Below are 24,489 nucleotides of genomic sequence, written 5' to 3' on the forward strand. Positions count from 1 at the left end.
TCGCCGAAAGAGGCTGTGCCGGCCGGAGAGTTGCCCCTCTTCAGCGCAGGCGCGTGGAGAGCGTCCACCAGTCGGGATGATCCCGGTCGATGCGCGTCGCGGCGGCATCCCGCTCGGCCGTGCTCGCGAACAGGCCGAAACAGGTGGCGCCCGAGCCGGACATCCGGGCGAGGCGTGGCAATTGCGCGCGCAGCACGGCCAGCACCTCGTCGATCTCCGGCACCACCTCCATGGCGGGCGCGGCAAGATCGTTTCGCCCGCGCGCCCAGTCGAGCGGATCGAGCGGGCCGCGATCTTCCCCGTCCCATGCGGCGAACACGGGCCCCGTCGGACAGGCGACCAGCGGATTGACGAGCAGAACCGGCATGTCGGCCAGATCGAGCGCCACCGGCTCCAGCTTCTCGCCGATCCCCGCGCCGAACACGGTGTGCGAACCGAGGCAGGCCGGCACATCCGCGCCGAGCGCGGCGGCGATGCGCGCCAGATCGACATCAGCCGGGGAAATGGCCCACAGGCGCAGCAGGAGGCGCAGGGCCGCCGCCGCATCCGCCGAGCCGCCGCCAATGCCGGACGCGACGGGAAGGCGCTTGTCGAGCATCAGATCGGCCCCGGACCGGATGCCCGCGGCCTCGCGCAACGCCCGCGCCGCCCGCAGGACGAGATTGTCCTCCCCGGCGGACAGATCATCGGCGAATGGCCCCTCGATCGCCAGCGTCAGCGCGCCGTCCTCGCGCGCGGTGGCGCCTAGCACGTCGCCATCGGTGCAGAAGGCGAACAGGCTCTCCAGCTCATGATAGCCATCCGCCCGGCGCGCGCGGACATGGAGCGCCAGATTGACCTTCGCAAACGCGATTTCAGAAAGAGCCGGAACCTGCATGGGCGCTCTCTTAGCGACGCTCCCGGCCGCTTGTCTTGCGCTGATTTGGACAGGCTCTTCCATCGCTCGTGATCGGCCGGCGGAACTTTCCGCCGCCCGGACCGTCTCATGATGGTCTGTTCATCATTGATCGGGAGAATGCTCCATGCTCTGGACCATCATCGCCGTGCTGCTCGTGCTGTGGCTGCTCGGTTTCGTCGCTCAGGTGGGCGGCGGCCTCATTCACCTGCTGCTGCTGGTGGCAGGGGTGATCTTCGTGTTCCAGCTCATCACCGGACGCCGATCGCTATAATCGCCGCCCTGCCGGACGCGTGGAGGAGGTTCGCGTCAGAACCTGCTCCACCGCCGGCTTGCCTTCGCCGCTCGCTCAGCCGAACGGCGCATCCATCGACGTTGGCGGCTCGGTAAACCATTTGGGACCCGTGGCCGTCATGTGGAAGCAATCTTCCAGCCGCATGCCGAACTGGCCCGGCAGGTAGATGCCCGGCTCGTTCGAGAAGCACATGCCCTCGGCCAGTGGCGTGGTTTCGCCATGGACGAGATTGATCGGCTCGTGCCCGTCCATGCCGATGCCATGGCCTGTGCGATGGGAGAGGCCGGGCAGCGTGTAGCGCGGCCCATAGCCCAGTGATTCATAGTAAGCGCGCACGGCATCGTCCACCTTGCCGGCGGGCGTGCCGATCTTCGCGGCTGCGTTCGCAACCTGCTGGCCGCGCGCCATCTCGCTCCACACCTTGCGCTGCAGCGCACTGGGCGTCCCGTAAACGAATGTGCGCGAGATATCCGAGGCATAGCCCTTCACCGAGCAGCCGCAATCGAACAGCACCACGCGCCCCTCGCCCACCGTTTCCGGCACGATGCTGCCATGCGGATAGGCCGTACCTTCGCCGATCAGGATGAGCGAGCCCGGGGCTTCGCCGCCCAGCCGGATGCTCGCCGCCTCAATGAGTCCGGCAAGGTCCGCCTGGCTCATGCCTTTCTCGACGCGCGGATAGACCCAGCGATAGGCCGCCATTGTCACGTCGTTCGCGCCCTGCATCAGCGCGATCTCGGCCGGCGTCTTGCGCATCCGGCAACCGCGCACGACGGGATTGGCCGACACCAGCTTCACGTCCGGCAAGGCCCGCTTCAGCCCATCGATGGCGAGGTAGCGCACGGTTTCCTCGATACCGACCGGCCGCCGGGCCAGGCCCCGATCCTTGAGGAACCCGGCGACGAGCTTGAGCGGATCCTCATCTTCCTGCCAGACGCGCACCTCCGCCTTGATGTCCAGCATCTGCTCGATGGAAGGCGCCTCGAAGAACGGCGTGACGATGCCTGCCTCGCCCTCGGCCGGCAGGATCACGGCGGTCAGCCGCTCGCTGCGCCACCATTTGATGCCGGTGAAATAGACGAGGCTCGATCCCGGCTCGATGAGCACCGCGCCGATCCCGTTCTCGCGCATGAGCGCCTGCGCCCGCTGCACACGCGCGGCGCGCTCCGCCGTGCTGATGGGGGCAAGGCCGCTGGTGAGGCTCTTGAGTTGCGCCAGATCCGGCTCGGCGGCCCGGACGACAGGCGAGCGCGCGAGGCTGGCACCCAGGAAAAGCGCACCCCCCGCCCCGGCAAGCCACTGGCGGCGCGAAGGCCGCGGCAATTGTCCCATCATCGAGCCCCCTCAAGATAAAAAGATCGATCGTAGATCGTAGACGATATGGATAACCGCATTATCCGTTCATCGGCAATGCCAATGTGAGGGCCCAAGCGGCCGCTGACGAAAGCCGTCCAGGCAAGGGTGCAGACCCTTCACATGTTCGGATAAGTCGGCCCGCCGCCGCCCTCGGGCGCCACCCAATTGATGTTCTGCAACGGATCCTTGATGTCGCAGGTCTTGCAATGGACGCAGTTCTGCGCGTTGATCTGGAACCGGGCCTCGCCTTCCTCGTCAGTCAGCACCTCATAGACGCCGGCCGGGCAGTAACGCTGGGCAGGCTCGTCATAGAGCGGCAGATTATAGCGGATCGGCACGTCCGGGTCCTTGAGCTGAAGATGGACCGGCTGGTCCTCCTCGTGATTCGTGCCCGAGAGAAACACCGACGAGAGGCGATCGAAGCTGATGACGCCATCGGGCCGGGGATAATCGATCCTGTGGCACTGGTCCCTGCGCCAGAGCTTGGTGTGATCGGCCTTGTTGCGCAGCGTGATCGGCAGGCCGATGCGCAGCTGGCGCATCCACATGTCGATGCCGGCCGCCAGCGTGCCGAGCGTGTTGCCGAACCGGGCCAGCGCGGGCCCGGCATTGCGCACCATCTTGAGCTCGTCCGCCACCCAGCTCGTATCGAGAGCAGCGGGATAGGCCTCCAGCGTGTCGCCGGAGCGATCCGCCGCGACCGCATCGAACGCGGCGTCGGCAGCCAGCATGGCGGACTTCATGGCGGTATGCGTGCCCTTGATGCGCGGCACGTTCACGAAGCCGGCCGAGCAGCCGATGAGCGCGGCGCCGGGCATCACCAGGCGGGGCACGGACTGCCAGCCGCCTTCATTGATGACGCGCGCGCCATAGGAAACGCGCTTGCCGCCTTCCAGCACCGCGCGGATCGCGGGATGCTGCTTCCAGCGCTGGAATTCCTCGAACGGGCTGAGATGGGGATTGCGGTAGCCCAGGCCGACCACGAAGCCGAGCGCCACCTGCCCGTTCGCCTGATGATAGAGGAAGCCGCCGCCATAAGCGTCCGTCAGCGGCCAGCCCTGCGTGTGGATGACGCGGCCGGGAACATGCTTCGCCGGATCGATGTCCCACAGCTCCTTGCAGCCCAGCCCGTAGGTCTGGGGATCGCAATCCGCCTCCAGATCGAAGCGCGCCTTGAGCTGCTTGGTGAGATGGCCGCGCGCGCCCTCGGCAAAGAGCGTGTAGCGCGCGTGAAGCTCGAGACCGGGCTGATAATCGGGCTTGCGGCTGCCATCGCGCGCGATGCCCATGTCGCCGGTGGCGACGCCCTTCACCGACCCGTCCTCATGATAGAGGATCTCGGCGGCGGGGAAGCCGGGGAAGATTTCCACGCCCAGCCCTTCCGCCTGCTCCGCCAGCCAGCGGCACAGCGAACCGAGCGAACCGGTGTACGTGCCCTTGTTGTGCATGAAGGGCGGCGTGAAGATGTGCGGGATCGCAACCTTGCCGGACGCACTGAGGAACCAGTGGACATTCTCGGTGACCGGCACCTGGGCGAGCGGGCAATCCGTGTTCCGCCAGTCCGGCAGAAGCTCGTCCAGCGCCCGGGGATCGATCACGGCGCCCGAGAGAATATGCGCGCCGATTTCCGAACCTTTTTCCAGCACGCAGACGCTGAGCTCGGCGCCGGTTTCGGCGGCGCGCTGCTTCAGGCGGATCGCGGCGCTCAGGCCCGCGGGCCCGCCGCCAACGATCACCACGTCATATGGCATGGATTCCCGTTCGGACATGATGGCTCTCCGTTGCATCGACCGGGGTCCGGTCGCCGCAATTCTCAAACGTCTTGCGGTCACCCGCGATGCGGCAGAGTTGACCGCGCCGTCAACCTCTGTCTCTTAGCAGCGCGATGCGGGGTAGAGAACAAAGCAGTCTGGAGGAGGCGGTCCGGTCCTACGCGCTGTGGTGGCGCGATGCGGGACTGCACTGCGCGACCGAATCCGGCGCCCATGGCTGGCGAACGGCGCGTCCGGCGCCGTTCTGGCAGGAGACGCCGGGTGCCGATCGGGCGCAGCCGCCCGAAATATCGGCCGCGCCTGCCCTGACCACAGCCCCTGTCGCGCACGCCCCTGCCCCAGCCTCCATTGCCGCGCCGATGCCGGGCGATCTCCCCGCATTCCTTGCCTGGCTCGCCAGCGATCCGGACCAGCCGGAAGCCACATGGAGCGGCCCCCAGATCCTGCCGCCTCTGCGCGAACAGATGCGCTTGCTGTTCATCGTCGAGATGCCATGGGCGCAGGCGAGCGACGGCGAGACGGTGCTGGCACCCGAGCAGCGGCATTTCGTCGAGGCGATGGCGGCCAGCTTGGGCCTGAACGCTGATGACATGGCAATCGCCTCGCTCGCGACACGGCGCCCGCCCGGTTCCCTGCTCGATGAAGCGACGCTGGCGCGGCTCGCGGAGCGGATGACGCATTATCTGGGCCTTGCCCGGCCCGGCGGCGCCGTGATCCTGAGCGATCGTACCAGCCGCGCCCTGATCGGCGCGCCATGGCGGCCGGGCATGGACATCCTGCCCGAGATCGCCCATTCAGGCGGCGGGACGAGCGCGGTCGCGCTGCCCGGGCCGGATTTGCTGATGAACCGGCCGGCAGCGAAGGCCAGAAGCTGGCAGGCCCTGCGCCTGCTCCATGGGGTATTGAACGGATGACTCGCGCAAGGATGGCCGCGCTTCTCGCGGCGATAAGCTTCGGCGGACTGGCCGCTCCGGCAGCGGCGGCCCCGACGGCAGCGACGGCCATCGCGAAGAACGGATCGGCGATCGTGCCGGTCAGCGCGGACGAGCGCGCGCGCTATGGCGTGGTGGTCGCCGCACTGAACGACCAGCGCTGGGCCGAGGCAAAGACGGCGATCCTCGCGCTCGACGAGACGGACAGCATGCGCGCGCACCTGCTCGCCGAACTCTATCTTGCCAAGGGCTCGCCGCGCGTCGAACTGTTCGACCTGCTCGACATTCTCGCCAAGGCGCCCACCCTGCCCCAGGCCGAGCGGCTCGCTGCCCTGGCCAAGAAGCGCGGCGCGCAGCTCCTCCCCGATCTCCCCGCGACCCGGCAGCTCATGTGGACCGGCACATCGCCCCAGCGGCGCATCCTGCGCGCGATCTCCGGCGATACCGCGGCCGACAAGCTGCGCGGCCAGCTTCTCCAGTATATCAAGGACGACAAGCCGGCGGACGGCGAATCCCTGCTCTCGATCGCCGAGGCGGACCTGACTATCGAGGGGCGCACCGAACTGCGCCAGCGCCTCGCCTGGTCCTATTATATCTGCGGTGACATCGCCAATGCCCGCCGCCTCGCCGACATGGCAGCGCAGGGCGGCAGCGGCGCCTTCCTTGCCCCGGCGCAATGGGTCGCCGGCCTCGCCGCCTGGCGCCAGAAGCAATGGAACGCCGCCGCCACCGCTTTCTACCAGGCTGCAGTCAACAGCGCCGACCCGGACATGCGCAGCGGCAGCTATTTCTGGGCGGCGCGCGCGGTGATGGCCGACCGGCGGCCCGAGCGCGTGAATGCCCTGCTGCGCGCCGCCGCCCGCGACGAAGAGACCTTCTACGGGCTGCTCGCCCGCGAGACTCTGGGCCTCGGCCCGAGCGCCACGCTCGCGCGCGGGCATGTCTCGGCGGAGGAATGGGCCGCGCTCTCGACACGCGCCAATGTCCGCAATGCCGTGATCCTCGCATCGCTCGGGCGCAGCGCGGAAGCTGACGAAGTGCTGCGCCACGAAGCGGCGCTGAGCGGCGACAGCCTTTACACCGCGCTCGTCCATCTCGCTTCCGATCTCTCGCTGCCCACCACGCAACTCTGGCTCGCGCAGCGATCGCCCAGCGGCCGCATGTCCGCCGCTTATGCACGCTATCCGCGCCCGGACTGGACGCCGGTGAACGGCTGGCAGGTCGACCGCGCGCTGGTCTATGCGCATGCCTTGCAGGAATCGCGCTTCCAGACCAATGCCCGCAGCCAGGCGGACGCGCGCGGCGTGATGCAGGTTCGCCCCGGCACGGGTGGCGAACTGGCCGCCGATGCTGGCATGAGCTTCTCGGACGACCAGCTCTATGATCCCTCGGTAAGCCTCGCGCTGGGTCAGCTCTACCTCAAGAAGCTCAGCCGCATGCGCGCCACGGGCGGGCTGCTGCCCAAGGTCGTCGCCGCCTACAACGCGGGGCCGGTGCCGATCGAGAAATGGAACGTCCAGGTGCGTGACGAGGGCGATCCGCTGCTCTTCATCGAATCCGTGCCTTATTACGAGACGCGGGCCTATCTGAACGCCGTGCTGCGCAATTACTGGATCTACCAGATGGACGAGAAAGGCACCTCGCCGGCGCTCGCGGCCATGGCGCAGGGCCTGTGGACCCGCTTCCCGGACAGCGGCCAGACCGTGGCGGTGCGCATGGAGCCCAGCGGGGTCGTCTTCGGTGCCCAATGACGACAGCCGGCCGTTTCTGCCGGTCAACATCGCGCTCCTGACCGTCTCGGACAGTCGCACTCGCCTTGACGACCGCTCCGGCGATCTCCTCGCCGAGCGCATAGCCACCGCCGGCCATGTGCTCAAGGCGCGCGAGATCAGCCGGGACAGTGTCGAGGACATCCTCGCCCACATGCATCGCTGGATCGACGATCCGCAGATCGACGTCATCATCACCACGGGCGGCACCGGCGTGACCGGCCGCGATGTGACGCCCGAGGCGATCGAGAAGATCCAGGACAAGCCCATTCCCGGCTTCGGAGAGCTGTTCCGCTGGATCAGCTTCCAGTCGATCGGCACCTCGACCATACAGTCCCGCGCCTGCGCCTGCGTCACGCGCGGCACCTATGTATTCGCGCTCCCCGGTTCGACCGGCGCAGTGAAGGACGGCTGGGACCAGATCCTTGTGCACCAGCTCGACAGCCGGTTCCGGCCCTGCAACTTCGTGGAACTGATGCCGCGACTGCTGGAAAAATAAGGGCCCCCGCTTTCGCGGGAGCCCTTCGGACCGAGCCGTGCAGACCCGTGGCCCGGGAGCCGGGGGCGAGCGCGGCCCGCCCCCAGGCGCTTACAAACCTTCGACGGCCTTGCTGACCAGAACGTTCACCGCGACGCGGCGGTTCTGCGCCTTGCCTTCTGGCGTCGTGTTGTCTGCCACCGGGTCCGCCATCGCCATACCGGTCGGCGTCAGCATGCGGTAGGGCTTCCAGCGGCAGGCCTGCTGCAGATAATTGACGACGCGCGCGGCGCGCTTCTCGCTCAGCACCTGATTGAAGTCCTCGCTTCCGGTCGCATCGGTATAGCCGACGACAAGCAGCAGGGCGTTGTCCATGCCTTCGGCCGTCGCGGCGGCATTGCACAGATCGGCCTTCGCCTGCTGGGACAGGACGGCCTTGCCGGTGTCGAAGTTCACGTTGATCGTGCTCTTGACGTTATACTGGTCGATATCGCCCACGCGGCCGCGCAGCGCTTCGGTGGCCGCAGTCTGCTCCTCGAAGCCCTGCGCGGTGCCGGTGCGGATCATCGCGGCGGTCTTGAAATCATTGTTCCTGAACGTGATCTGCCGTGCCACCAGCTCGCCGTTTTCCAGCTGGGCAGTCTTGATGGTCACCGGAAGACCATTGAGCAGCGACTCCGTCGTCGGCGTGGTGCGCCGGCCGAACAGGCCGCTGGTGGCCTTGAGCTTGGTCGCCTCGTCAAAGGCGACAACCGTCCGCGAGCCGTCCTCGGTCGTGACCTGCAGCCGGTTATCCTTGCGCGCGGAAATGAAGCCCTTGACCTCAGGCCCGTCGATCCGTTGCCCGTAGATATTGATGTCGTCGCCGGCGGCGACGTCGTCGCTGCCTGCAGCCTGCGTCTGCGCCATCAGGCCGCCGGAGACCGGCATGGCCAGCATGGCGAGCGCAAGAAGATGGTGACTGGGTTTTCCGGACATGAAACGCATAAAATTCTCCCTCTGACTCCCCTCCCTCGAACTGCCCCGGCTCAGGCTGTTCAGGGGCACCTTTCTGCCAGATGAACCAACGGGGCGGGACGCGTGATCCTGCCGCCCATCAGAGTGGATCGTGCGACGACCCGATGCGGAACGGGTGCGCCGCTTCCGGAATCAGAGTGACTGAGTCCGTGCCCATGCCGCGATGCGAGTGGCCGCCTCGTCGGCGCCCAAGGCGGTCACATCCAGCTCCAGCAGTGCGTCGCCATGGTCGATCAGGCTCTGACGCTCGTCCCTGAGGTCCACGATCGCCACGTCTGTCGGCTTGCGGCTGGCCAGCCGATCGGGCGAAGCGATGCGGCGGCGATTCTCGTCGTCCGAACACAGCAGATGCGCGACGAACAGGCGCGACCCGCGGCGACGCGCGAGATCGATCACCGCGTCGCGCCACTCCTCGCGCCACCAGCCGATCGTTCCGCTGGCTGTGGTGAGGACGAGCGGAACCTGGGGTGGCAGATCCTCCACTGCGGCCTGCCACGCAATGTCCCGCACGGCCCGGACCGTCCGGTAGAAGGCTTCGGAACGAGGCTCCGCGAGCGCGAAGCCGACATTATAGATGCTGTGATTGTCGAGCAGCCTACCAACCAGATGCTCGGTGAGCAGGCGGCCGATGGTCAACTTGCCGATGCCGGGTTGCCCCGCGATCTCGACGATCATGACGTACGCTCCCTGCACCCCGGAGACTGTCGGCCGGGATGGCTCCGGATCAGTAGCTCCGGCCGACGATCACCCGCTCCACCGCCGTCTCGCCGGTGAAGATGCAGGTGCCGGTGGCCGGCGCGGCGTCGAGCGGGGTGTTGCGCAGGGTGAGCTTCTCCCCCTTCAGCCACTCCTCGACCGCGTCGAGCGCGGCGCCGCTCGGCCTCGCCCATTCCACCTCGACCCAGCCGGGCTTGTCCCCTTCGAACGCGGCGACGAGCGCGGCCTTGTCGGTCACGTCGCGGCGGATGTTCGCCTCGAGCCGGCTTTTCGCATCGGCGTGGAGCGTCGCCTGGATGTCCTTCAGCGTCTCGGCCGCGCGCGCGATGAAATCGTCCTTCGGGAGGATCTCACTCGCGAGCTTGCCGGCGTCGTTGTAGAGCCGGTCGCGGCGCAGCACGGAGACGTTGCCGCCCGCGACATCACGCCCGCCCACCTCGACGATGATCGGCGCGCCCTTCTTCACCCAGGACCAGCGCTTGTTGGCGGCCTTGATCGGCTTGCGGTCGAGCAGCACGCGCAGCGGCTCGCGGAACACATCCACATCGCCCAGCGCCTTCGCCAGCTCCGCGCAATAGGCAAGCACCGCCTCGTCTTCCGGATTGTCGCGCAGCATCGGCACGATGACGACCTGCCAGGGCGCGATCATCGGCGGACAGCGCAGCCCGTCATCGTCGCCATGGACCATGATGACCCCGCCGATCATGCGGGTGGACGTGCCCCAGCTTGTCGTGTGCGCGAACTGCTGCTGCCCTTCCGCATCCTGATAGCGGATGTTCGCCGCCTCGGCGAAACCGGTGCCCAGATAATGGGACGTGCCGGCCTGCAGCGCCTTGCCGTCCTGCATCATCGCCTCGATGGAATAAGTGGCGACGGCGCCGGGGAAGCGCTCATTCTCCGGCTTCTCGCCCGCGATCACCGGCATGGCGAGCTCGGTCTCGGCGAAATCGCGATACATCTCCAGCGCGCGCATCGTTTCCTTGCGGGCATCCGCCTCGTCGACATGCGCCGTGTGCCCTTCCTGCCAAAGGAATTCGCTGGTGCGCAGGAACATGCGGGTGCGCATTTCCCAGCGCACGACATTGGCCCACTGGTTGACCGTGAGCGGCAGGTCCCGCCAGCTCTGGACCCAGCGGCTCATCGCCTGCCCGATCACCGTCTCCGATGTGGGCCGGACGACCAGGGGCTCCTCCAGCTTCGAATCCGGATCCGGCTGGAGCTTGCCGTCGATAGCCTTGAGCCGATGATGCGTGACGACCGCCATCTCCTTGGCAAAGCCATCGACATGGTCGGCCTCCTTCTCGAAGAAGGACAAGGGAATGAACAGGGGGAAGTAGCAGTTCTCCACCCCCGCCGCCTTGATGCGGGCATCCATGAGCTTCTGGATGCGCTCCCAGATGCCGTAGCCCCACGGGCGGATGACCATGCAGCCGCGCACGCCGCTTTCCTCGGCCAGATCGCCCTCACTGATGACGGCCTGATACCAGGCGGCGAAATCCTTCTGGCGGGTGACGGGCAGGGCATGCTTGATATTGGGAATGCTCATAGCTGCGACTTCTTGGTGAGAAATGGATCGGAAACGGCCTTTAGAGCGGCCGGCCTCAAATAAAAAGCACTCGATAGGCCCGGGCCGCACGGGGTGCAGCGATCGAGCAATGGACCGCCGGCCGAACACCTCCCTCGGCGCGACAAATGCATGTTTCGCAATCACCCGTGTCCTGCATGCAATAGCACGCGTCATAAAAGCCACAGGGGTTGGAAGATCGTCGGGCTCCGGCGCCGTCAGCACGCCTTCCCGCTTGCATCGATCCACGCGCTTCGCTTGGGGGCAATCAGCCCGGGGCACCCACAACCTCGAGAGAAAGAGGAGAGAGACCATGAAGACATTGCTTGTTGCACCAGCGATTCTTCTCGCATCCACCAGCGCCTTCGCGCAGGATACCCAGCCGCAAGGCTCCACGACCACCGCCGACACTTATGGTGACGAAATCATCGTCACGGCCCAGAAGCGCGAGCAGTCGCTTCAGGACGTGAGCGCCGCCGTGAGCGCGCTCAGCGCGGACCGCATCGTCAATGCGGGCGTGAGCAGCATCTCCGACCTGCAGACCATCGTCCCCTCCGTGAACTTCGGCAGCGACTTCAACCAGGCGAAGATCTTCATTCGCGGCGTGGGCGCCAACACGTCGACCACCGGCAGCTCGACGGGCGTCGCTTTCCATGTCGACGGTGCCTATGTGGCGCGCGCGGAAGCGCAGCTGACCTCGCTGTTCGACCTTGAGCGCCTCGAAGTGCTGCGCGGCCCCCAGGGCACGCTCTACGGCCGCAATGCCGTGGGCGGTTCGATCAACGTCATCACGGCCAAGCCGACTGCCACGCTGCAGGGCTATGGCCGCTTTTCCTACGGCAACTACAATGCCCTGACCGCGGAAGCCGCGGTGAGCGGGCCGATCACCGACAGCATCCGCGCCCGCCTTGCGATCAAGACCGAGGATCGGGACGGCTTCGGCATGAATCCGGTCTCCGGCAAGGATGTCGACGATCTCAACCGGCGGATGGGCCGTGCGCAGATCGAGTTCGACCTCGGGCCGGAAGCCTCGCTGCTGCTCGCGGGCGAATATTTCCGCCAGAGCGACGCATCCGGCGCGATCCATTATCTGCGCGCGTCCTTCCCGGGCGTAGCGCGTCTCGCGCCGCTCGGCGTGGGCGGCTATGCCACGCATCCGCGCGACCTCGCGACCGAATCCGATCCCGGCACCGAGACCGAGACCTATGCCTTCACCGGCACGCTCGAAGTGCCGCTGAACGATGCCCTCACGATCAGCAACATCGCGAACTACCGCTCGTTCAAGAGCTCGCTGTTCCAGGACCTCGACCTGTCCGCCGTCATCGACAGCCTGCCGACCAACGGCCAGGCGACGACCGTGCAGGAGCGCCGCATCGACAGCAAGCAGTGGAGCAACGAGCTGCGGCTGGGCCTGAGCTCGGAGTGGATCAACGGCACCATCGGCGTCTTCTACTTCCATGAGCGCCAGCGCCCGATCGACAATGTGGGTCTGCAGAACCGCAACGGCATGGCGCAGAACATCGCGGTGCTCGAAGCGGCCGGCATCAGCCTCGCCGAAGCCTATAATCTGTGCGGCTACTCGCCCGACGGCGTGACCGGTGGCAGCACGATCATCGCGCCCAAGCGCGTGTGCACCAAGTCCAACCTGTCGACGGACGCCTTCTCCATCTTCGGCCAGTATGCCATCGGCCTTGGCATGTTCGGGGATGCGCTCTCCGCCTTCACGGTCAAGCTCGGCGGACGCTGGAGCAGCGAGCATGTGGAATCGGAAAACCCGTCGATCATCATCACGCGCAATGGCCTTGGCCCCATCGTGCGCCACACGCCGGAAAGCACGCATGTCGAGAAGACGTTCCGCGACTTCACGCCGGAAGCGGGCATCGAGTGGAAGGCCAGCGACGACATCCTCGTCTATTACACCTACTCGGAAGGCTTCAAGGCGGGCTCCGGCGAGAATGCCTCGGGCAGCCGCACCATCGTGGACCCCGAGACGATCACCAACCACGAAGTCGGCATCAAGGCGAGCTTCGGCCGCATGCTCACGGTCAATCTCTCCGGCTACAGCTACACGCTGGACGGCCTGCAGCTGAACAAGACGATCGCCGGCGGCCCAAGCGGCTACACCACGATCTTCGAGAACGCCGCCAAGACCCGCGCCAAGGGCATCGAGATGGACGTGCTGCTGCGCCCCGCTCGCGGCCTGCGCCTGAGCGGTGCCGTGTCCTACACGGACGCCCACTTCGTCGACTATCTGACGCTCGATCCGCTCAATCCCGCCAACATCGCCGGCGGCACGCCCTATGATCCGGTGACCAATCCCGACCCGACCGCCTTCGGCGCGCCGGGCGGCGGCGAGATCCAACTCGCGGGCAACGACACGCGCAACAGCCCGCGCTGGTCGTGGAACGTCCATGGCGAATATGACGTGGTTGCGCCAGTCGGCACCTTCACGCCGAGCGTCGACGTCTCGTACAAGAGCCGCACCTATTTCAGCGAATATATGCGGGAGATCGAGAGCAGCGCGGCTTATGCCATGGTCGACGCCTCGCTGGCCTATGAGACCAATGACGGGCGCATCCGGGCGCAGCTCTGGGCGAAGAACCTGTTCGACGTCTTCCGGCCGAGCAGCACCTTCGCGCTCGCCACGGGCCGCCTGATCGGCGTCACCTGGCTGCCGCCGCGCACTTATGGCGTGTCGATCGGCTACAAGTTCTGACGACAGAATTTCCGGGCGGCGTTCCTCGCGTCGCCCGGGAATGATTCATCCGGCGCCCTGCAGACGCCGTGGCTGACTACCGCCAGAAGCCCCACAAGAGGCGGCGGCGCCCTTTCACGCTTTCATGTGACGCTTCTCGCACGGGCGAGCCAGACTGTCCGGCGCCTGCTTCCTCATCGGAACAACCCGCTCTTCCCGGCAGCGATCAGCCGCCGGGCACCTCAGCGGCGATGGAAGGCTTCAGCCCCCGAGCTTGTCGATCTTGGCATTGAGCGCCGCGAGCTGCGCCTTGAGTTCGGCGACCTCGTCCGTGGCCGTCTCGGCCTTCGGCTTGACGGCGCCACCGGGCTTGAAGGCATTCGCGGCGGCATTCAGCATTTCCATGTTGCGCTTCGCGATCTCCGCGAAGGGGCCGCCGGCGAACGCGCCCTGCATCGCCTCCTGAAACTGCTGCTGGTTCTTGCGGAAAGCTTCCATGCTCGCTTCGAGATATTGCGGCACCATCGACTGCATGGAATCGCCATAGAGCGAGATGAGCTGGCGCAGGAAGCTGACCGGCAGCAGATTCTCGCCCCGCTGCTCTTCCTCCATGATGATCTGGGTCAGCACGCTGTGCGTGATGTCTTCCCCGGACTTGGCGTCCACGACGACGAAGTCCCGGCCCTCCCGGGTCATCTGCGAAAGAAGTTCTAGCGTGATATAACTGGAGGTTTCCGTGTCATAGAGGCGGCGGTTGGCGTACTTCTTGATGACAATGGTACCTGATTCGCCACCCGATTTCGTCCGCGCCATATCTGATCCTCCAACCTCCGGAGGCCGCAGCATAGCATCGATTCTTTCCGCATCGCAACATGGACCGCGTCCGCTCCCGCTGTTTCTTTCCATTTTATGGTCCGTGACGGCACAGGATGCGGAATTGCGGCGACGCGCCTTCGCCGGCCTGCGGCGATATCAGAGCGCGCCGCGCCGGATCGAGACCGATCCTCCAAGCCCCGTTGCGCAACATGGCCGCACCACCTTGCTCACGCGAAACGGCGATGCACAACAGGGCGCGAGGCCGGAAAGCGGCCGATCGCCGGTCATCCTCGTGCCCTCGCTCATCAACCCGCCCGATGTGCTGGATCTCACGCCGCGGCGATCATTGCTGCGCTTCCTGCTGCGCGCAGGGCATGACGCCTATCTGCTGGACTGGGGACATCCCTCGCAGGCCGATGCATCAAGCGACCTGGCCGATCATGTCGAGGCCCTGCTGCTGCCGCTGGCCACGCGATGGGAACGGCCGCCGCTGCTCGTGGGCTATTGCCTGGGCGGCACGCTCGCTCTGGGTGCGGCTGCCCGGCTCGCCGCGCAGGGCCGACCCGCAGCAGGCGTCGCGACCATCGCCGCGCCATGGGACTTCTCCCGCTATGACGAAAGCTTCCGCACCCGGCTGGCGGCGACATGGGACAATGCCCGGGCCGGCTGCGAAGCGCTTGGGCTCGTGCCGATGGAAGTTTTCCAGTCCGGCTTCTGGTCGCTCGATCCCGAGCGCACGATCGCCAAATATGCAAAGTTCGGCGAGATGGAGGAAGATACCCCCGCTTATCACGGCTTCATCGCGCTGGAGGACTGGGCCAATGAAGGCGCGCCGCTCACGCTCGGGGCCGGCCCGCGACCTTGCGGAACGATGCTATGGCGCCAATATGACAGGTGTCGGCGCGTGGTCGATCAATGGCACGCGCGTCGATCCGGCGGCGCTGGACTGCCCGACGCTCGCGGTGGCGTCCACCACGGACCGGATCGTCCCCGCGACGACCACGCCGCCCGCCGGCGAACGCCTCGACCTCGCGCTCGGCCATGTCGGCATGATGATCGGCGGACGGGCGCAGGAAAGCCTCTGGAGAGGACTGAGCGACTGGCTTTCACGCTGCGGCGGCTGATGCTACAGGCGCCCGCGGACGACTGACACGCGCGCGGGCATGCCCTGCCCGCGCCTCAACCAAGGGATTCGTCAAGCATGACCGATATCGTCATCACTGCCGCCAAGCGCACGCCGGTCGGCAGCTTCCTCGGCAGCTTCGCCACCACCCCGGCCCATGAGCTTGGCCGTGTCGCCATCCTCGCCGCGCTGGAGCAGGCGGGCGTTTCCCCGGCCGAAGTCTCGGAAGTGATCTTCGGGCAAGTGCTCACCGCCGCGCAGGGCCAGAACCCGGTGCGCCAGGCGGCCGTCAATGCCGGCATCCCGGTCGACCGGACGGCCTTCACCATCAATCAGGTCTGCGGCTCGGGCCTGCGCTCCGTCGCGCTCGCTGCTCAGGCGATTCAAACTGGCGACGCCGCGATCATGGTCGCTGGCGGACAGGAAAGCATGTCGCTCTCCCCCCATGCGCAGCAGCTGCGCGGCGGCACCAAGATGGGCAATGTCAGCCTGATCGACACGATGGTCAATGACGGCCTGATGGATGCCTTCAATGGCTATCACATGGGCATCACGGCCGAGAATGTCGCCGAGAAATACCAGATCACGCGCGAGGCGCAGGATGCCTTCGCCACCGCCAGCCAGAACAAGGCGGAAGCCGCGCGCGCGGCCGGGCGGTTCGTGGACGAGATCGCGGCCGTCACCGTCAAGGGCCGCAAGGGCGACACCATCGTCGATACCGACGAATATATCCGTGCCGGCGCGACGATCGAGGCGATGGCTGGCCTGCGCGCTGCCTTCAAGAAGGACGGCACCGTCACGGCCGGCAATGCCAGCGGCCTCAACGACGGCGCGGCGGCGCTGGTGCTGATGAGCGCCGAGGAAGCGGCGCGGCGCGGCGCCCCGGTGCTGGCCCGCATCGCAAGCTGGGCGACCTGCGGCGTCGATCCCTCGGTCATGGGCATCGGCCCGGCGCCCGCTTCCCGCAAGGCGCTCGAGAAGGCGGGCTGGTCCCTCGCCGACCTCGATCTCATCGAAGCGAACGAAGCCTTCGCTGCGCAGGCGCTGGCCGTGGGCAAGGAACTGGGCTGGAACCCCGACATCGTGAACGTGAACGGCGGCGCAATCGCCATCGGCCACCCGATCGGCGCGTCGGGCGCCCGCATCCTCACGACCCTTCTCTATGAAATGGGCCGCCGCGACGCGAAGAAAGGCCTCGCCACGCTGTGCATCGGCGGCGGCATGGGCATCGCGATGTGCGTGGAACGGTAAAGGCGGACAAGCGCCGGGGATCCCTGATTCCCGGCGCTTGTCCGCCGGCCTGAAGGCGGGGCCAGACCCCGCCATCCTTTTCCGGACAATTCTGCTCGCGACCGCCGGAAAGCGACCGGTGACATTCCGCAAACAAAGTGAGCGGCATTGCCTGTACAAGCGCCGCACAAAATATCTTTTTTAGTTCTGCTTTCTAGCCAACGCAGTTACAAGCGAAGTGGAACATAACGAATCAATGGACGGGAGTGCTCGTCTATGCTGCCTGGTTCGACCGATGGCGACGTGACGCAAGTACAGAAGCTCGATCGGCTTCAGGCGATCATTGCTTCTGCCATGGATGCAATCATCAGCATCGATGCCGCACAGCGCGTGATCTTTTTCAATCCCGCAGCCGAGCAGATGTTCGGCATCTCAGCGCAGGAAGTCATGGGGGCACCGATCGAGCGGTTCATCCCCGAGCGTTTCCGCGCCGGTCATTCGGAACATATCGTCCGTTTCGCGACGACCGGCGAGACCGGGAGGCGCATGGGCGCGCTCGGGGCGATCAGCGCCATTCGCGAGAATGGCGAGGAATTCCCCGTCGAGGCATCGATCTCGCAGGCCCAGGTGGGCGGCGAGCGCCTCTCGACCGTGATCCTGCGCGACATCACGGAACGAAAGGCCAATGAGGAAGCCCAGGCCTTGCTGGCCCGCGAAGTCGATCACCGGGCCAAGAACATCCTCGCGATCGTGTCCTCCCTCGTGTCACTCACCGAGGCCCCGACGCGCGAGGCTTATGCCGAATCGCTGGCAGGACGCATCGCCGCCATGTCCCGCGCGCACGGCCTGCTGGCACGCGGACGCTGGAAAGGCGCGTCCCTGCGTCAGGTGGCGGACGACGAGCTCGGCACCTATGCCGATCTGGCGAACTTCACGTGCGAGGGTCCGGACGTCAAGCTCTCACCCCGAGCGGTCCAGCCGATCGGCATGCTCATCCACGAGCTGGCCACCAACGCCGTCAAATATGGCGCGCTGTCCATGTACAATGGCCATGTCCATCTTACCTGGCAGCAGGTTCCCGGCAACGGCATCCATCTGAGCTGGCAGGAAAGCGGCGGCCCGCCGGTAACGGCCCCGGCAGAAATGGGCTTCGGGACCAACCTGATCCAGCAGATCGTGGACAATCAGCTCTGCGGTGACTTCGAGCATCATTGGGCCCGCGATGGCTATCGACTGGAACTGAATCTGCCCGAGAGCGTTTTGCAAATCGGCAGCGACAGACGGCCGAGAGAAGGCAGACCTGCAATGGGGGAACCGGTAAGACAGGAAGGCGCGTCCCAGCGCACTGACGACAGCGAGAAACTCGGCACTTTGCTCATCGTCGAGGACGAACCGCTGCTGGCGATGCAGATGTCCAAATCCCTGGAAGAATATGGATGGTCCGTTGTCGGCGTGGCCGGTTCCATCGAGGACGCCAATCGCATTCTTTCGGAAAAGAGCCGGCCGGATGTTGCCATACTTGATGTCGATCTCGGCGGCATGCCGGTGTTTCCCTTGGCGCGGTCCTTGCGGCGCCTCGGCATCCCCTTCCTGTTCTGCACCGGCTATGAGGATCTTGGCTACAGCCAGGAGTTCGCCAATTGCCGCGCGATCAGGAAGCCGGCGACGGTGCTGCAGTTGATCCGCGGGTTGCGGGAAGCCGTGCGCGGGGCGCATGGCACGCTGACCATGGCGCCCAGTACCTGATCAGCGCCAGACGCGCTCGTAGCGCGCGCCAAGGCCCGTCAACAACTCATATTGCGAGAGGCCGGACTGGGCCGCCGCCAGCGTCAGATCATAGTCCAGCTCCACCCAGTCCCCCTCGCCCAGCGAAGGCACCTGGCTGACATCGACGATCAGGAGATCCATCGAGACCCGGCCGAGCACGGGCAGGCGCACGCCGTCGGCAAGCGCCGCGCCGGTCGAAGAGAAACCACGCAGATAGCCGTCGGCATAGCCGACGTTCAGCACCGCCACTTCCCGTTGATCGGGCGCGCGGAACGTCGCGCCATAGCCGACGATCGCGCCACTCTTCACCGTGCGCCGCTGGAGGATCTGGGCACGCGGCCGCACGACCTGCGCGAGATGACCCGCCGCCTCCGGGCGCGGCACGCCGCCATAAAGCGCGAGGCCCGGCCGCGTGAGGTCGAAATGATAATCCGGTCCGAGCAGGATGCCGGCACTGTTGGCGAGGCTCAAGCGCTTCGCCGGCACCCGCGCCGCCACGTCATGAAACAGCGCGCACTGCGCCGCATTGAGCGGATGATCCTCGTCGGCGCAGGCCAGATGGCTCAGCAGCGTCTCGATCTCGAGCCCTTCCAGAAGATCGGCGGAGATATCCTGCGGATCGAGGCCCAGCCGGCTCATCCCGGTGTCGACCATGAGGTCGCACGGCCCGCCCCCGGCCGCTTTCCAACGTGCGACCTGCCCGACACTGTTGAGCACCGGGCGCACGGGACAACCGCGCGCAAAAGCCATGTCCTCGGCGCGAACGCCATGCAGGACGGAAAGCGAGGCATCGCCCAGATGCGGCATCAGCGCCGCGGCTTCCCGCCAAGTCGCCACGAAGAAATCGCGGCAACCGGCAGCCTTCAGGTGCCTCATGACCTCGATGGCGCCGAGGCCATAGCCATTCGCCTTGATGGCCGCGCCGCAGCGGGCATCGCCGCTCCGCCGCGCGAGCCACTGCCAGTTGGACTTGAGCGCGGCACTGTCCAGATGCAGCGCGAGCGGCGCAGATGGAAGCTCGGTCATCGATGGGGCGTTAGCGCGCGCCGCTCCCTGCGTCGAGATCATTCCGCCAGGAGCGCCCGGCACCCCACAGGATCACGACCAGCGCGAGCGCCACCACGCCGAGCGTATACCATAGGCCCGCATAGGGATCGCCCGTCCGAGCCACGATGTAGCTCGCGATGAACGGCTGGAACCCGCCGAAATAGCCGGTGCCGACATGATAGGGGATGGAAAGCGAGCTGTAGCGCACGGCGGGAGGGAACATCTCGCTGAGCAGCGCCGCCACCGGGCCGTATGTCATGCCGGACAACAGGCTCAGCCCGACGACGCCGAGCATGATGATGAGCAGGCTGCGCAGCGGCGGGGTCTGCGGCGTGAGGTCATAGCCGGCAGCATCGAGCGCGGCGTCCATCCCCTCTCCCTCCGGATGGGCGACGACGGTGCCGCCCACAGTTACGCGCAGCCCCTCGCCATGCTCGACCGTATAAGACAGGCCCTTTGCCGTCAACCGATCCAGAACCCGGCCGCAGGGTGTCGCCTGCCCGCCGCTTGCGAAAGGGTCGTAGCGGCATTGCGCGCCCGTCACCACGATGGGCGCGCGCGCACTCGCTGCCGCCAGCGCGGGATTGGCCTGGCTGCCGATCAGCCAGAAGGCCGGCACGAGCAGGACCAATGTCAGCGCATATCCGACGGCGATGACGCGCCTGCGCCCCCATGTGTCGGACAGATGGCCGAACAGGATGAACCAGACCGATCCGATCAAGGCGGCCAGTGCCACGATCACCTGCGCCGTCGTCGCGGAGACCTTCATCGGCCCCTGGAGGAAGGAAAGCACCGAGAACATCGAAGTGTACCAGATCACCGTCAGCCCCGCCGCCACGCCGAACAAGGCGACGAACAGGCGCCGCCCGTTGCCGGGATAGGTGAAGCTCTCGACGAAGGGATTGCGCGCCATCCGCCCTTCCGCCCGCATCTCCTCGAACACCGGGCTTTCGCGCAGCTTGCTGCGCATCCACACGGAAATGACGAGAAGGACGATGGACAGCAGGAACGGCACGCGCCAGCCCCAGGCATCCCATGTCGCGGCCGACATGACGCCCTTGACCCCCAGAACGACGAACAGCGACAGGACGAAGCCGCCCGCCACTGCCGCCTGGATGAAGCTCGTGTAGAAACCGGCGCGACCCTGCGGCGCATGCTCGGCGACGAAGACCGCCGCGCCGCCATATTCCCCGCCGAGCGCGAGGCCCTGGCAGATGCGCAGCAGGATGATGAGGACTGGCGCGGCCAGCCCGATCGTCTCGGCCGAAGGAACGAGGCCGACTCCCGCCGTCGCCACGCCCATCAGCACGATCGTCACGAGGAAAGTATATTTCCGGCCCAGCCTGTCGCCGAGATAGCCGAATATGATCGCGCCCAGGGGGCGGAAGCCGAAGCCGATCGCGAAGCCCGCCCAGGCAAGCAGGGTCTGCAGTGTCTCGCTGCCGGTCGGGAAGAAAACCCGGCCGATAATGCCGCTGGCCGCCAGCGTCCCGTAAATGAAGAAATCATACCATTCGAACATGGTGCCGAGCGACGAAGCGCCGATCACCAGCGGAATGGATTGCGTCGTCTCGCCGGTCTCCCTCTGCGCCGCAGCCGTTGCCATGTCCCCTCCATTCCCCTACCCCGTCGCGACTTCTACGGGAGTTAAGGCGGGTTGTGAACGCCTCGCGACGCCCGGCCGGAAGGCTCTATTCCAGTTCGAGGATCACGTCATCCAGCGCCAGCGTCGCGCCGGACAGGGCCACGATGCTGGCGACGGTGCCGGCCTTGCCCGCCCGCAGGACATTCTCCATCTTCATCGCCTCGACGACCGCCAGCGGCTGGCCCGCCTCCACCTTGTCCCCCTCTTCCACGTGCAGCGCGACGAGCCGGCCGGGCATCGGGCTCATGAGGAAACGCGAGAGATCGGGCGCTGGGTGCTCGATCATGTGGTCGGCATGGCGCGCGACATGGGCCGGCAGCACGCGCGCTTCATGGGACGCGCCGCGCGTGGTGAGGCGCCAGCCGGCCCGAACGGGCGCGATCCGCACGGCGAGCCCTTCCTCCGCGTCGTCCGTGCCGAACTCGGCTTCCACCAGTCGGTCGCCCGGTGTGTAGTCCAGCGCCATGAACAGCGGCGCGCCATCCACGGTGAGGTCATCGCCATGGATGGTCACCGCATGATCCTCGTCCCCGATCCGAACCTGCCACTCCGTCGGCGGCGCGAGAGGGCGGGCGAGCTGGCCGTCGATCCGCCGCGCCCGGTCCGCCTGCGCCATCGAGACGAAGGCGGCGATCGCGGCGAGACGGCGCCGGAGGCCCGGCGCGGCCGGCGCACCGGCAAAGCCGTCCGGATATTCCGTGGCGATGAAGGCGGTGGTGATGTCCCCCGCGCGGAAGCGCTCGTGCTGCATCAGCGCGGACAGGAAATCGATATTGTGATTGAGGCCCTCGATCTCGAACCGGTCGAGCGCATCGATCTGCAGGTCGATGGCGCCGGTTCGCGTGGGCGCGTGCGTCACCAGCTTGGCGATCATCGGATCGTAGAACATCGAAACGTCGCTGCCCTCGGCCACGCCATCGTCCAGCCGGATCTCGCCGCCGCGCGCGGCATCCTGGCCGGCAACGGCCTCAAGCTCCGTATCGTCGAGCTCATCGGCATCCGCCTCCACGACGCCGGTCTCCGGCCGCGTGTAGCGCACCAGACGCCCGGTGCTGGGCAGGAAACCGCGGTAGGGGTCTTCCGCATAGACACGGCTTTCGACTGCCCAGCCGTCCAGCCGCACGTCCGCCTGAGTGAAGCCAAGCGCCTCGCCATTGGCGACGCGGATCATCTGCTCGACCAGATCGAGGCCGGTCACCATCTCCGTCACCGGATGCTCGACCTGAAGCCGCGTGTTCATTTCGAGGAAGTAGAAGCTCTCCCCCGTCCTGTCCGCGCCGGAGACGATGAGTTCCACCGTGCCGGCGCTGTAATAGCCCACGGCCCGCGCGAGCGCGACGGCCTGCTCCCCCATCGCCCTGCGCATGTCCGGCGTCACGAAAGGCGACGGCGCTTCCTCGATGACTTTCTGGTGGCGCCGCTGGATCGAGCATTCGCGCTCGCCGAGATAGAGGATGTTGCCATGCTGGTCCCCCAGCACCTGGATCTCGATATGGCGCGGCTGCTCTATGAACTTCTCGATGAACACGCGATCGTCGCCAAAGCTCGCCAGCCCCTCGCGCTTGACGGCGGGAAAGCCCTCCCGCACCTCGGCTTCCGAATAAGCGAGCCGCATGCCCTTGCCGCCGCCGCCGGCCGATGCCTTCATCATCACCGGATAGCCGATCTCGCCCGCGATCCGCACGGCATGATCGGTATCGTCGATCTCGCCGACATGGCCCGGCACGACATTGACCCCGGCGGCGAGCGCCAGCTTCTTGGATTCGATCTTGTCGCCCATCGCGGCGATGGCATTGGGCGGCGGGCCAATGAAGACGATGTCATTCTCCGCGCAGGCCCGCGCGAAGCTTTCGCGCTCGGACAGGAAGCCATAGCCCGGATGCACCGCATCCGCGCCGGTCGCCTTGCAGGCGGCGATGATGGCATCGGCGAGCAGATAGGACTGCGAAGCCGGCGGCGGTCCGAGCAGCACCGCCTCGTCCGCCATGAGCACATGCGGCGCGCGCGCATCCGCCTCGGAATAGACCGCGACCGTGGCGATGCCCATCCGGCGCGCCGTGCGGATGACGCGGCAGGCGATCTCGCCGCGATTGGCGATGAGGATTTTGGAGATCATGGCAGCTTCCGTCCTCGAACATTGCGATGGATCGCCAGGGGGCCCGCTCCGGACACCAAAGGAGCGCCCCGCGTCATGAGCAACATGATAAAACTGACCCGGGGCACTGCGATTCAGCGACCGAAAGCCACGCCGCCGCTTCCCCGTCCGCCGTCATGCCGGACTTGATCCGGCATCCCGCTTTCTTGCCACGCGACGGCAAGGAAGCTGGCCCCCGGATCAGGTCCGGGGTGACGGAGGTGGGAGAGCGCCTCACTCCGCCGCTTCCTCCAGATGCCCGTGCGGCGCTGCGTGCATGGCCGCGATGCCCAGCTTCGCCAGCAGCGCGCCATCGCTGTCGTCGCCCGCATTGGGCGCCGTCAGCAGCTTGTCGCCGGTGAAGATGCTGTTCGCGCCCGCCATGAAGCACAGCGCCTGGCAGGCCTCGCTCATGCTCTCGCGGCCGGCGGAGAGGCGAACCATGCTCGCTGGCATGGCGATGCGCGCCACCGCCACCGTGCGCACGAACTCGATCTCGTCGATCTTGGCGAGCGGTGTGTCGGCCAGCATGTCGCCCAGCACCGTGCCTTTCACCGGCACCAGCGCGTTGATCGGCACGCTCTCGGGATGCGGCATGGTGGCGAGCGCGTGAATGAAGCCAATACGGTCCTCCCGCGTCTCGCCCATGCCCACGATGCCGCCGCAGCACACATTGATGCCCGCCGCGCGCACCGCTTCCAGCGTGTCGATCCGCTCCGCGAAGCTGCGGGTGGTGATGACCTCGCCATATTTCTCCGGCGCGGTGTCGATATTGTGGTTGTAATAATCGAGGCCGGCCTGCGCGAGCATGTCCGCCTGGGCGGGCGTCAGCATGCCGAGCGTCATGCAGGTCTCCATGCCCATGGCCCGCACGCCCTTCACCATCTCGATGAGGGCCGGCATGTCGCGATCCTTGGGATTGCGCCAGGCCGCGCCCATGCAGAAGCGGCCCGAGCCGTTGTCCTTGGCCATGGCGGCGGACTGGAGCACGGCGCGCACGTCCATGAGCTTCGTCGCCTTGAGACCCGTCTCGGCATGGACGGACTGGCTGCAATAGCCGCAATCCTCCGGGCAGCCGCCGGTCTTGATGGATAGCAGAGTCGAAAGCTGCACCGCGTTGCGCGGGTGGCCGGCGCGGTGGACGGTCTGCGCCTCGTAGAGCAGGTCCATGAACGGCAGGTCGAACAGGGCGGCAATCTCTGCCCGGGTCCAGTCTGTGCGGGGCTCAGTCATCAAA

Annotated in this window: 18 protein-coding genes and 1 pseudogene; 8 read left to right on the forward strand and 11 right to left on the reverse strand. The window is 66.6% G+C overall.

The annotated features are described in order from the left end of the window. Positions 1–40: 40 nt before the first annotated feature. Positions 41–877, reverse strand: a complete 837-nt coding sequence (locus HNP60_RS11510; protein ID WP_184153788.1) for a 4-(cytidine 5'-diphospho)-2-C-methyl-D-erythritol kinase — start codon at positions 875–877, stop codon at positions 41–43. Between the two features lie 145 nt (positions 878–1,022). On the opposite strand from HNP60_RS11510, the gene HNP60_RS11515 reads away from it, so the two are divergent. Then, positions 1,023–1,169, forward strand: coding sequence for a lmo0937 family membrane protein (locus HNP60_RS11515; RefSeq protein WP_014076772.1), 147 nt, complete (start codon positions 1,023–1,025; stop codon positions 1,167–1,169). Between the two features lie 75 nt (positions 1,170–1,244). On the opposite strand, the gene HNP60_RS11520 is transcribed toward HNP60_RS11515, so the two are convergent. Then, the gene (locus tag HNP60_RS11520; protein WP_184153791.1) at positions 1,245–2,525 is read right to left on the reverse strand and encodes a M24 family metallopeptidase; all 1,281 of its coding nucleotides are present in this window, start codon (positions 2,523–2,525) and stop codon (positions 1,245–1,247) included. Positions 2,526–2,662: 137 nt separating this feature from the next. Then, positions 2,663–4,315, reverse strand: coding sequence for an electron transfer flavoprotein-ubiquinone oxidoreductase (locus HNP60_RS11525; RefSeq protein WP_184153794.1), 1,653 nt, complete (start codon positions 4,313–4,315; stop codon positions 2,663–2,665). A 116-nt stretch (positions 4,316–4,431) separates the two neighbouring features. On the opposite strand from HNP60_RS11525, the gene HNP60_RS11530 reads away from it, so the two are divergent. From HNP60_RS11530 to moaB, 3 genes are read left to right on the forward strand one after another with little or no spacing between them, the layout of a single operon-like run. Continuing rightward, a complete protein-coding gene (locus HNP60_RS11530) occupies positions 4,432–5,232 on the forward strand; it encodes a hypothetical protein (protein ID WP_184153797.1) in 801 nt (266 codons plus the stop codon). Positions 5,233–5,243: 11 nt separating this feature from the next. Then, a complete protein-coding gene (locus HNP60_RS11535) occupies positions 5,244–7,001 on the forward strand; it encodes a lytic transglycosylase domain-containing protein (protein ID WP_260394851.1) in 1,758 nt (585 codons plus the stop codon). After that, a complete protein-coding gene (gene moaB, locus HNP60_RS11540) occupies positions 6,991–7,518 on the forward strand; it encodes a molybdenum cofactor biosynthesis protein B (protein ID WP_014076777.1) in 528 nt (175 codons plus the stop codon). Before HNP60_RS11535 ends, moaB begins: the two co-directional genes overlap by 11 nt. A 90-nt stretch (positions 7,519–7,608) precedes the next feature. On the opposite strand, the gene HNP60_RS11545 is transcribed toward moaB, so the two are convergent. The 3 genes from HNP60_RS11545 to proS all read right to left on the reverse strand — a co-directional run bounded on the left by HNP60_RS11545 (position 7,609) and on the right by proS (position 10,777). Beyond that, entirely contained in the window at positions 7,609–8,484 is an 876-nt protein-coding gene (locus HNP60_RS11545) for an OmpA family protein (RefSeq protein ID WP_184153803.1), read from the reverse strand. Positions 8,485–8,646: 162 nt separating this feature from the next. Further along, the gene (locus HNP60_RS11550; protein WP_184153806.1) at positions 8,647–9,189 is read right to left on the reverse strand and encodes a P-loop nucleotide/nucleoside kinase family protein; all 543 of its coding nucleotides are present in this window, start codon (positions 9,187–9,189) and stop codon (positions 8,647–8,649) included. Between the two features lie 49 nt (positions 9,190–9,238). Further along, a complete protein-coding gene (gene proS / locus HNP60_RS11555; protein WP_184153809.1) occupies positions 9,239–10,777 on the reverse strand; it encodes a proline--tRNA ligase in 1,539 nt (512 codons plus the stop codon). A gap of 331 nt (positions 10,778–11,108) precedes the next feature. Between proS and HNP60_RS11560 the strand changes: the two genes are divergently transcribed. Next, entirely contained in the window at positions 11,109–13,511 is a 2,403-nt protein-coding gene (locus HNP60_RS11560; RefSeq protein ID WP_184153812.1) for a TonB-dependent receptor, read from the forward strand. A 240-nt stretch (positions 13,512–13,751) separates the two neighbouring features. On the opposite strand, the gene phaR is transcribed toward HNP60_RS11560, so the two are convergent. After that, positions 13,752–14,303 carry a polyhydroxyalkanoate synthesis repressor PhaR gene (gene phaR, locus HNP60_RS11565; protein ID WP_014076781.1) on the reverse strand — a complete coding sequence of 184 codons (552 nt, stop codon included), beginning with the start codon at positions 14,301–14,303 and terminating at the stop codon, positions 13,752–13,754. 103 nt (positions 14,304–14,406) lie between these two features. Here phaR and HNP60_RS11570 point away from each other — a divergent pair. The 3 genes and pseudogenes from HNP60_RS11570 (at position 14,407) to HNP60_RS11580 (ending at position 18,405) form a co-directional block, all read left to right on the forward strand. Then, positions 14,407–15,430 (forward strand): annotated as a pseudogene (locus HNP60_RS11570) (thioesterase domain-containing protein). Between the two features lie 77 nt (positions 15,431–15,507). Continuing rightward, complete coding sequence (locus tag HNP60_RS11575) at positions 15,508–16,680, forward strand: acetyl-CoA C-acetyltransferase (protein ID WP_184153815.1); 1,173 nt, start codon at positions 15,508–15,510, stop codon at positions 16,678–16,680. 255 nt (positions 16,681–16,935) lie between these two features. After that, complete coding sequence (locus HNP60_RS11580; RefSeq protein WP_184047746.1) at positions 16,936–18,405, forward strand: PAS domain S-box protein; 1,470 nt, start codon at positions 16,936–16,938, stop codon at positions 18,403–18,405. Here the strand turns inward: HNP60_RS11580 and alr are convergent, their stop codons facing one another. The 4 genes from alr to bioB form a co-directional block, all read right to left on the reverse strand. Continuing rightward, the gene (gene alr, locus HNP60_RS11585; protein WP_184153819.1) at positions 18,406–19,452 is read right to left on the reverse strand and encodes an alanine racemase; all 1,047 of its coding nucleotides are present in this window, start codon (positions 19,450–19,452) and stop codon (positions 18,406–18,408) included. A gap of 10 nt (positions 19,453–19,462) precedes the next feature. Further along, entirely contained in the window at positions 19,463–21,079 is a 1,617-nt protein-coding gene (locus HNP60_RS11590; RefSeq protein ID WP_184153822.1) for an MFS transporter, read from the reverse strand. Between the two features lie 85 nt (positions 21,080–21,164). Continuing rightward, entirely contained in the window at positions 21,165–23,234 is a 2,070-nt protein-coding gene (locus HNP60_RS11595) for an acetyl-CoA carboxylase biotin carboxylase subunit (RefSeq protein ID WP_184153825.1), read from the reverse strand. A gap of 252 nt (positions 23,235–23,486) precedes the next feature. Next, the gene (gene bioB / locus HNP60_RS11600; protein ID WP_184153828.1) at positions 23,487–24,485 is read right to left on the reverse strand and encodes a biotin synthase BioB; all 999 of its coding nucleotides are present in this window, start codon (positions 24,483–24,485) and stop codon (positions 23,487–23,489) included. Positions 24,486–24,489: the final 4 nt, after the last annotated feature.

This window comes from Sphingobium lignivorans (assembly GCF_014203955.1).
In the GTDB taxonomy this organism is placed as follows: Bacteria; Pseudomonadota; Alphaproteobacteria; order Sphingomonadales; family Sphingomonadaceae; genus Sphingobium; species Sphingobium lignivorans.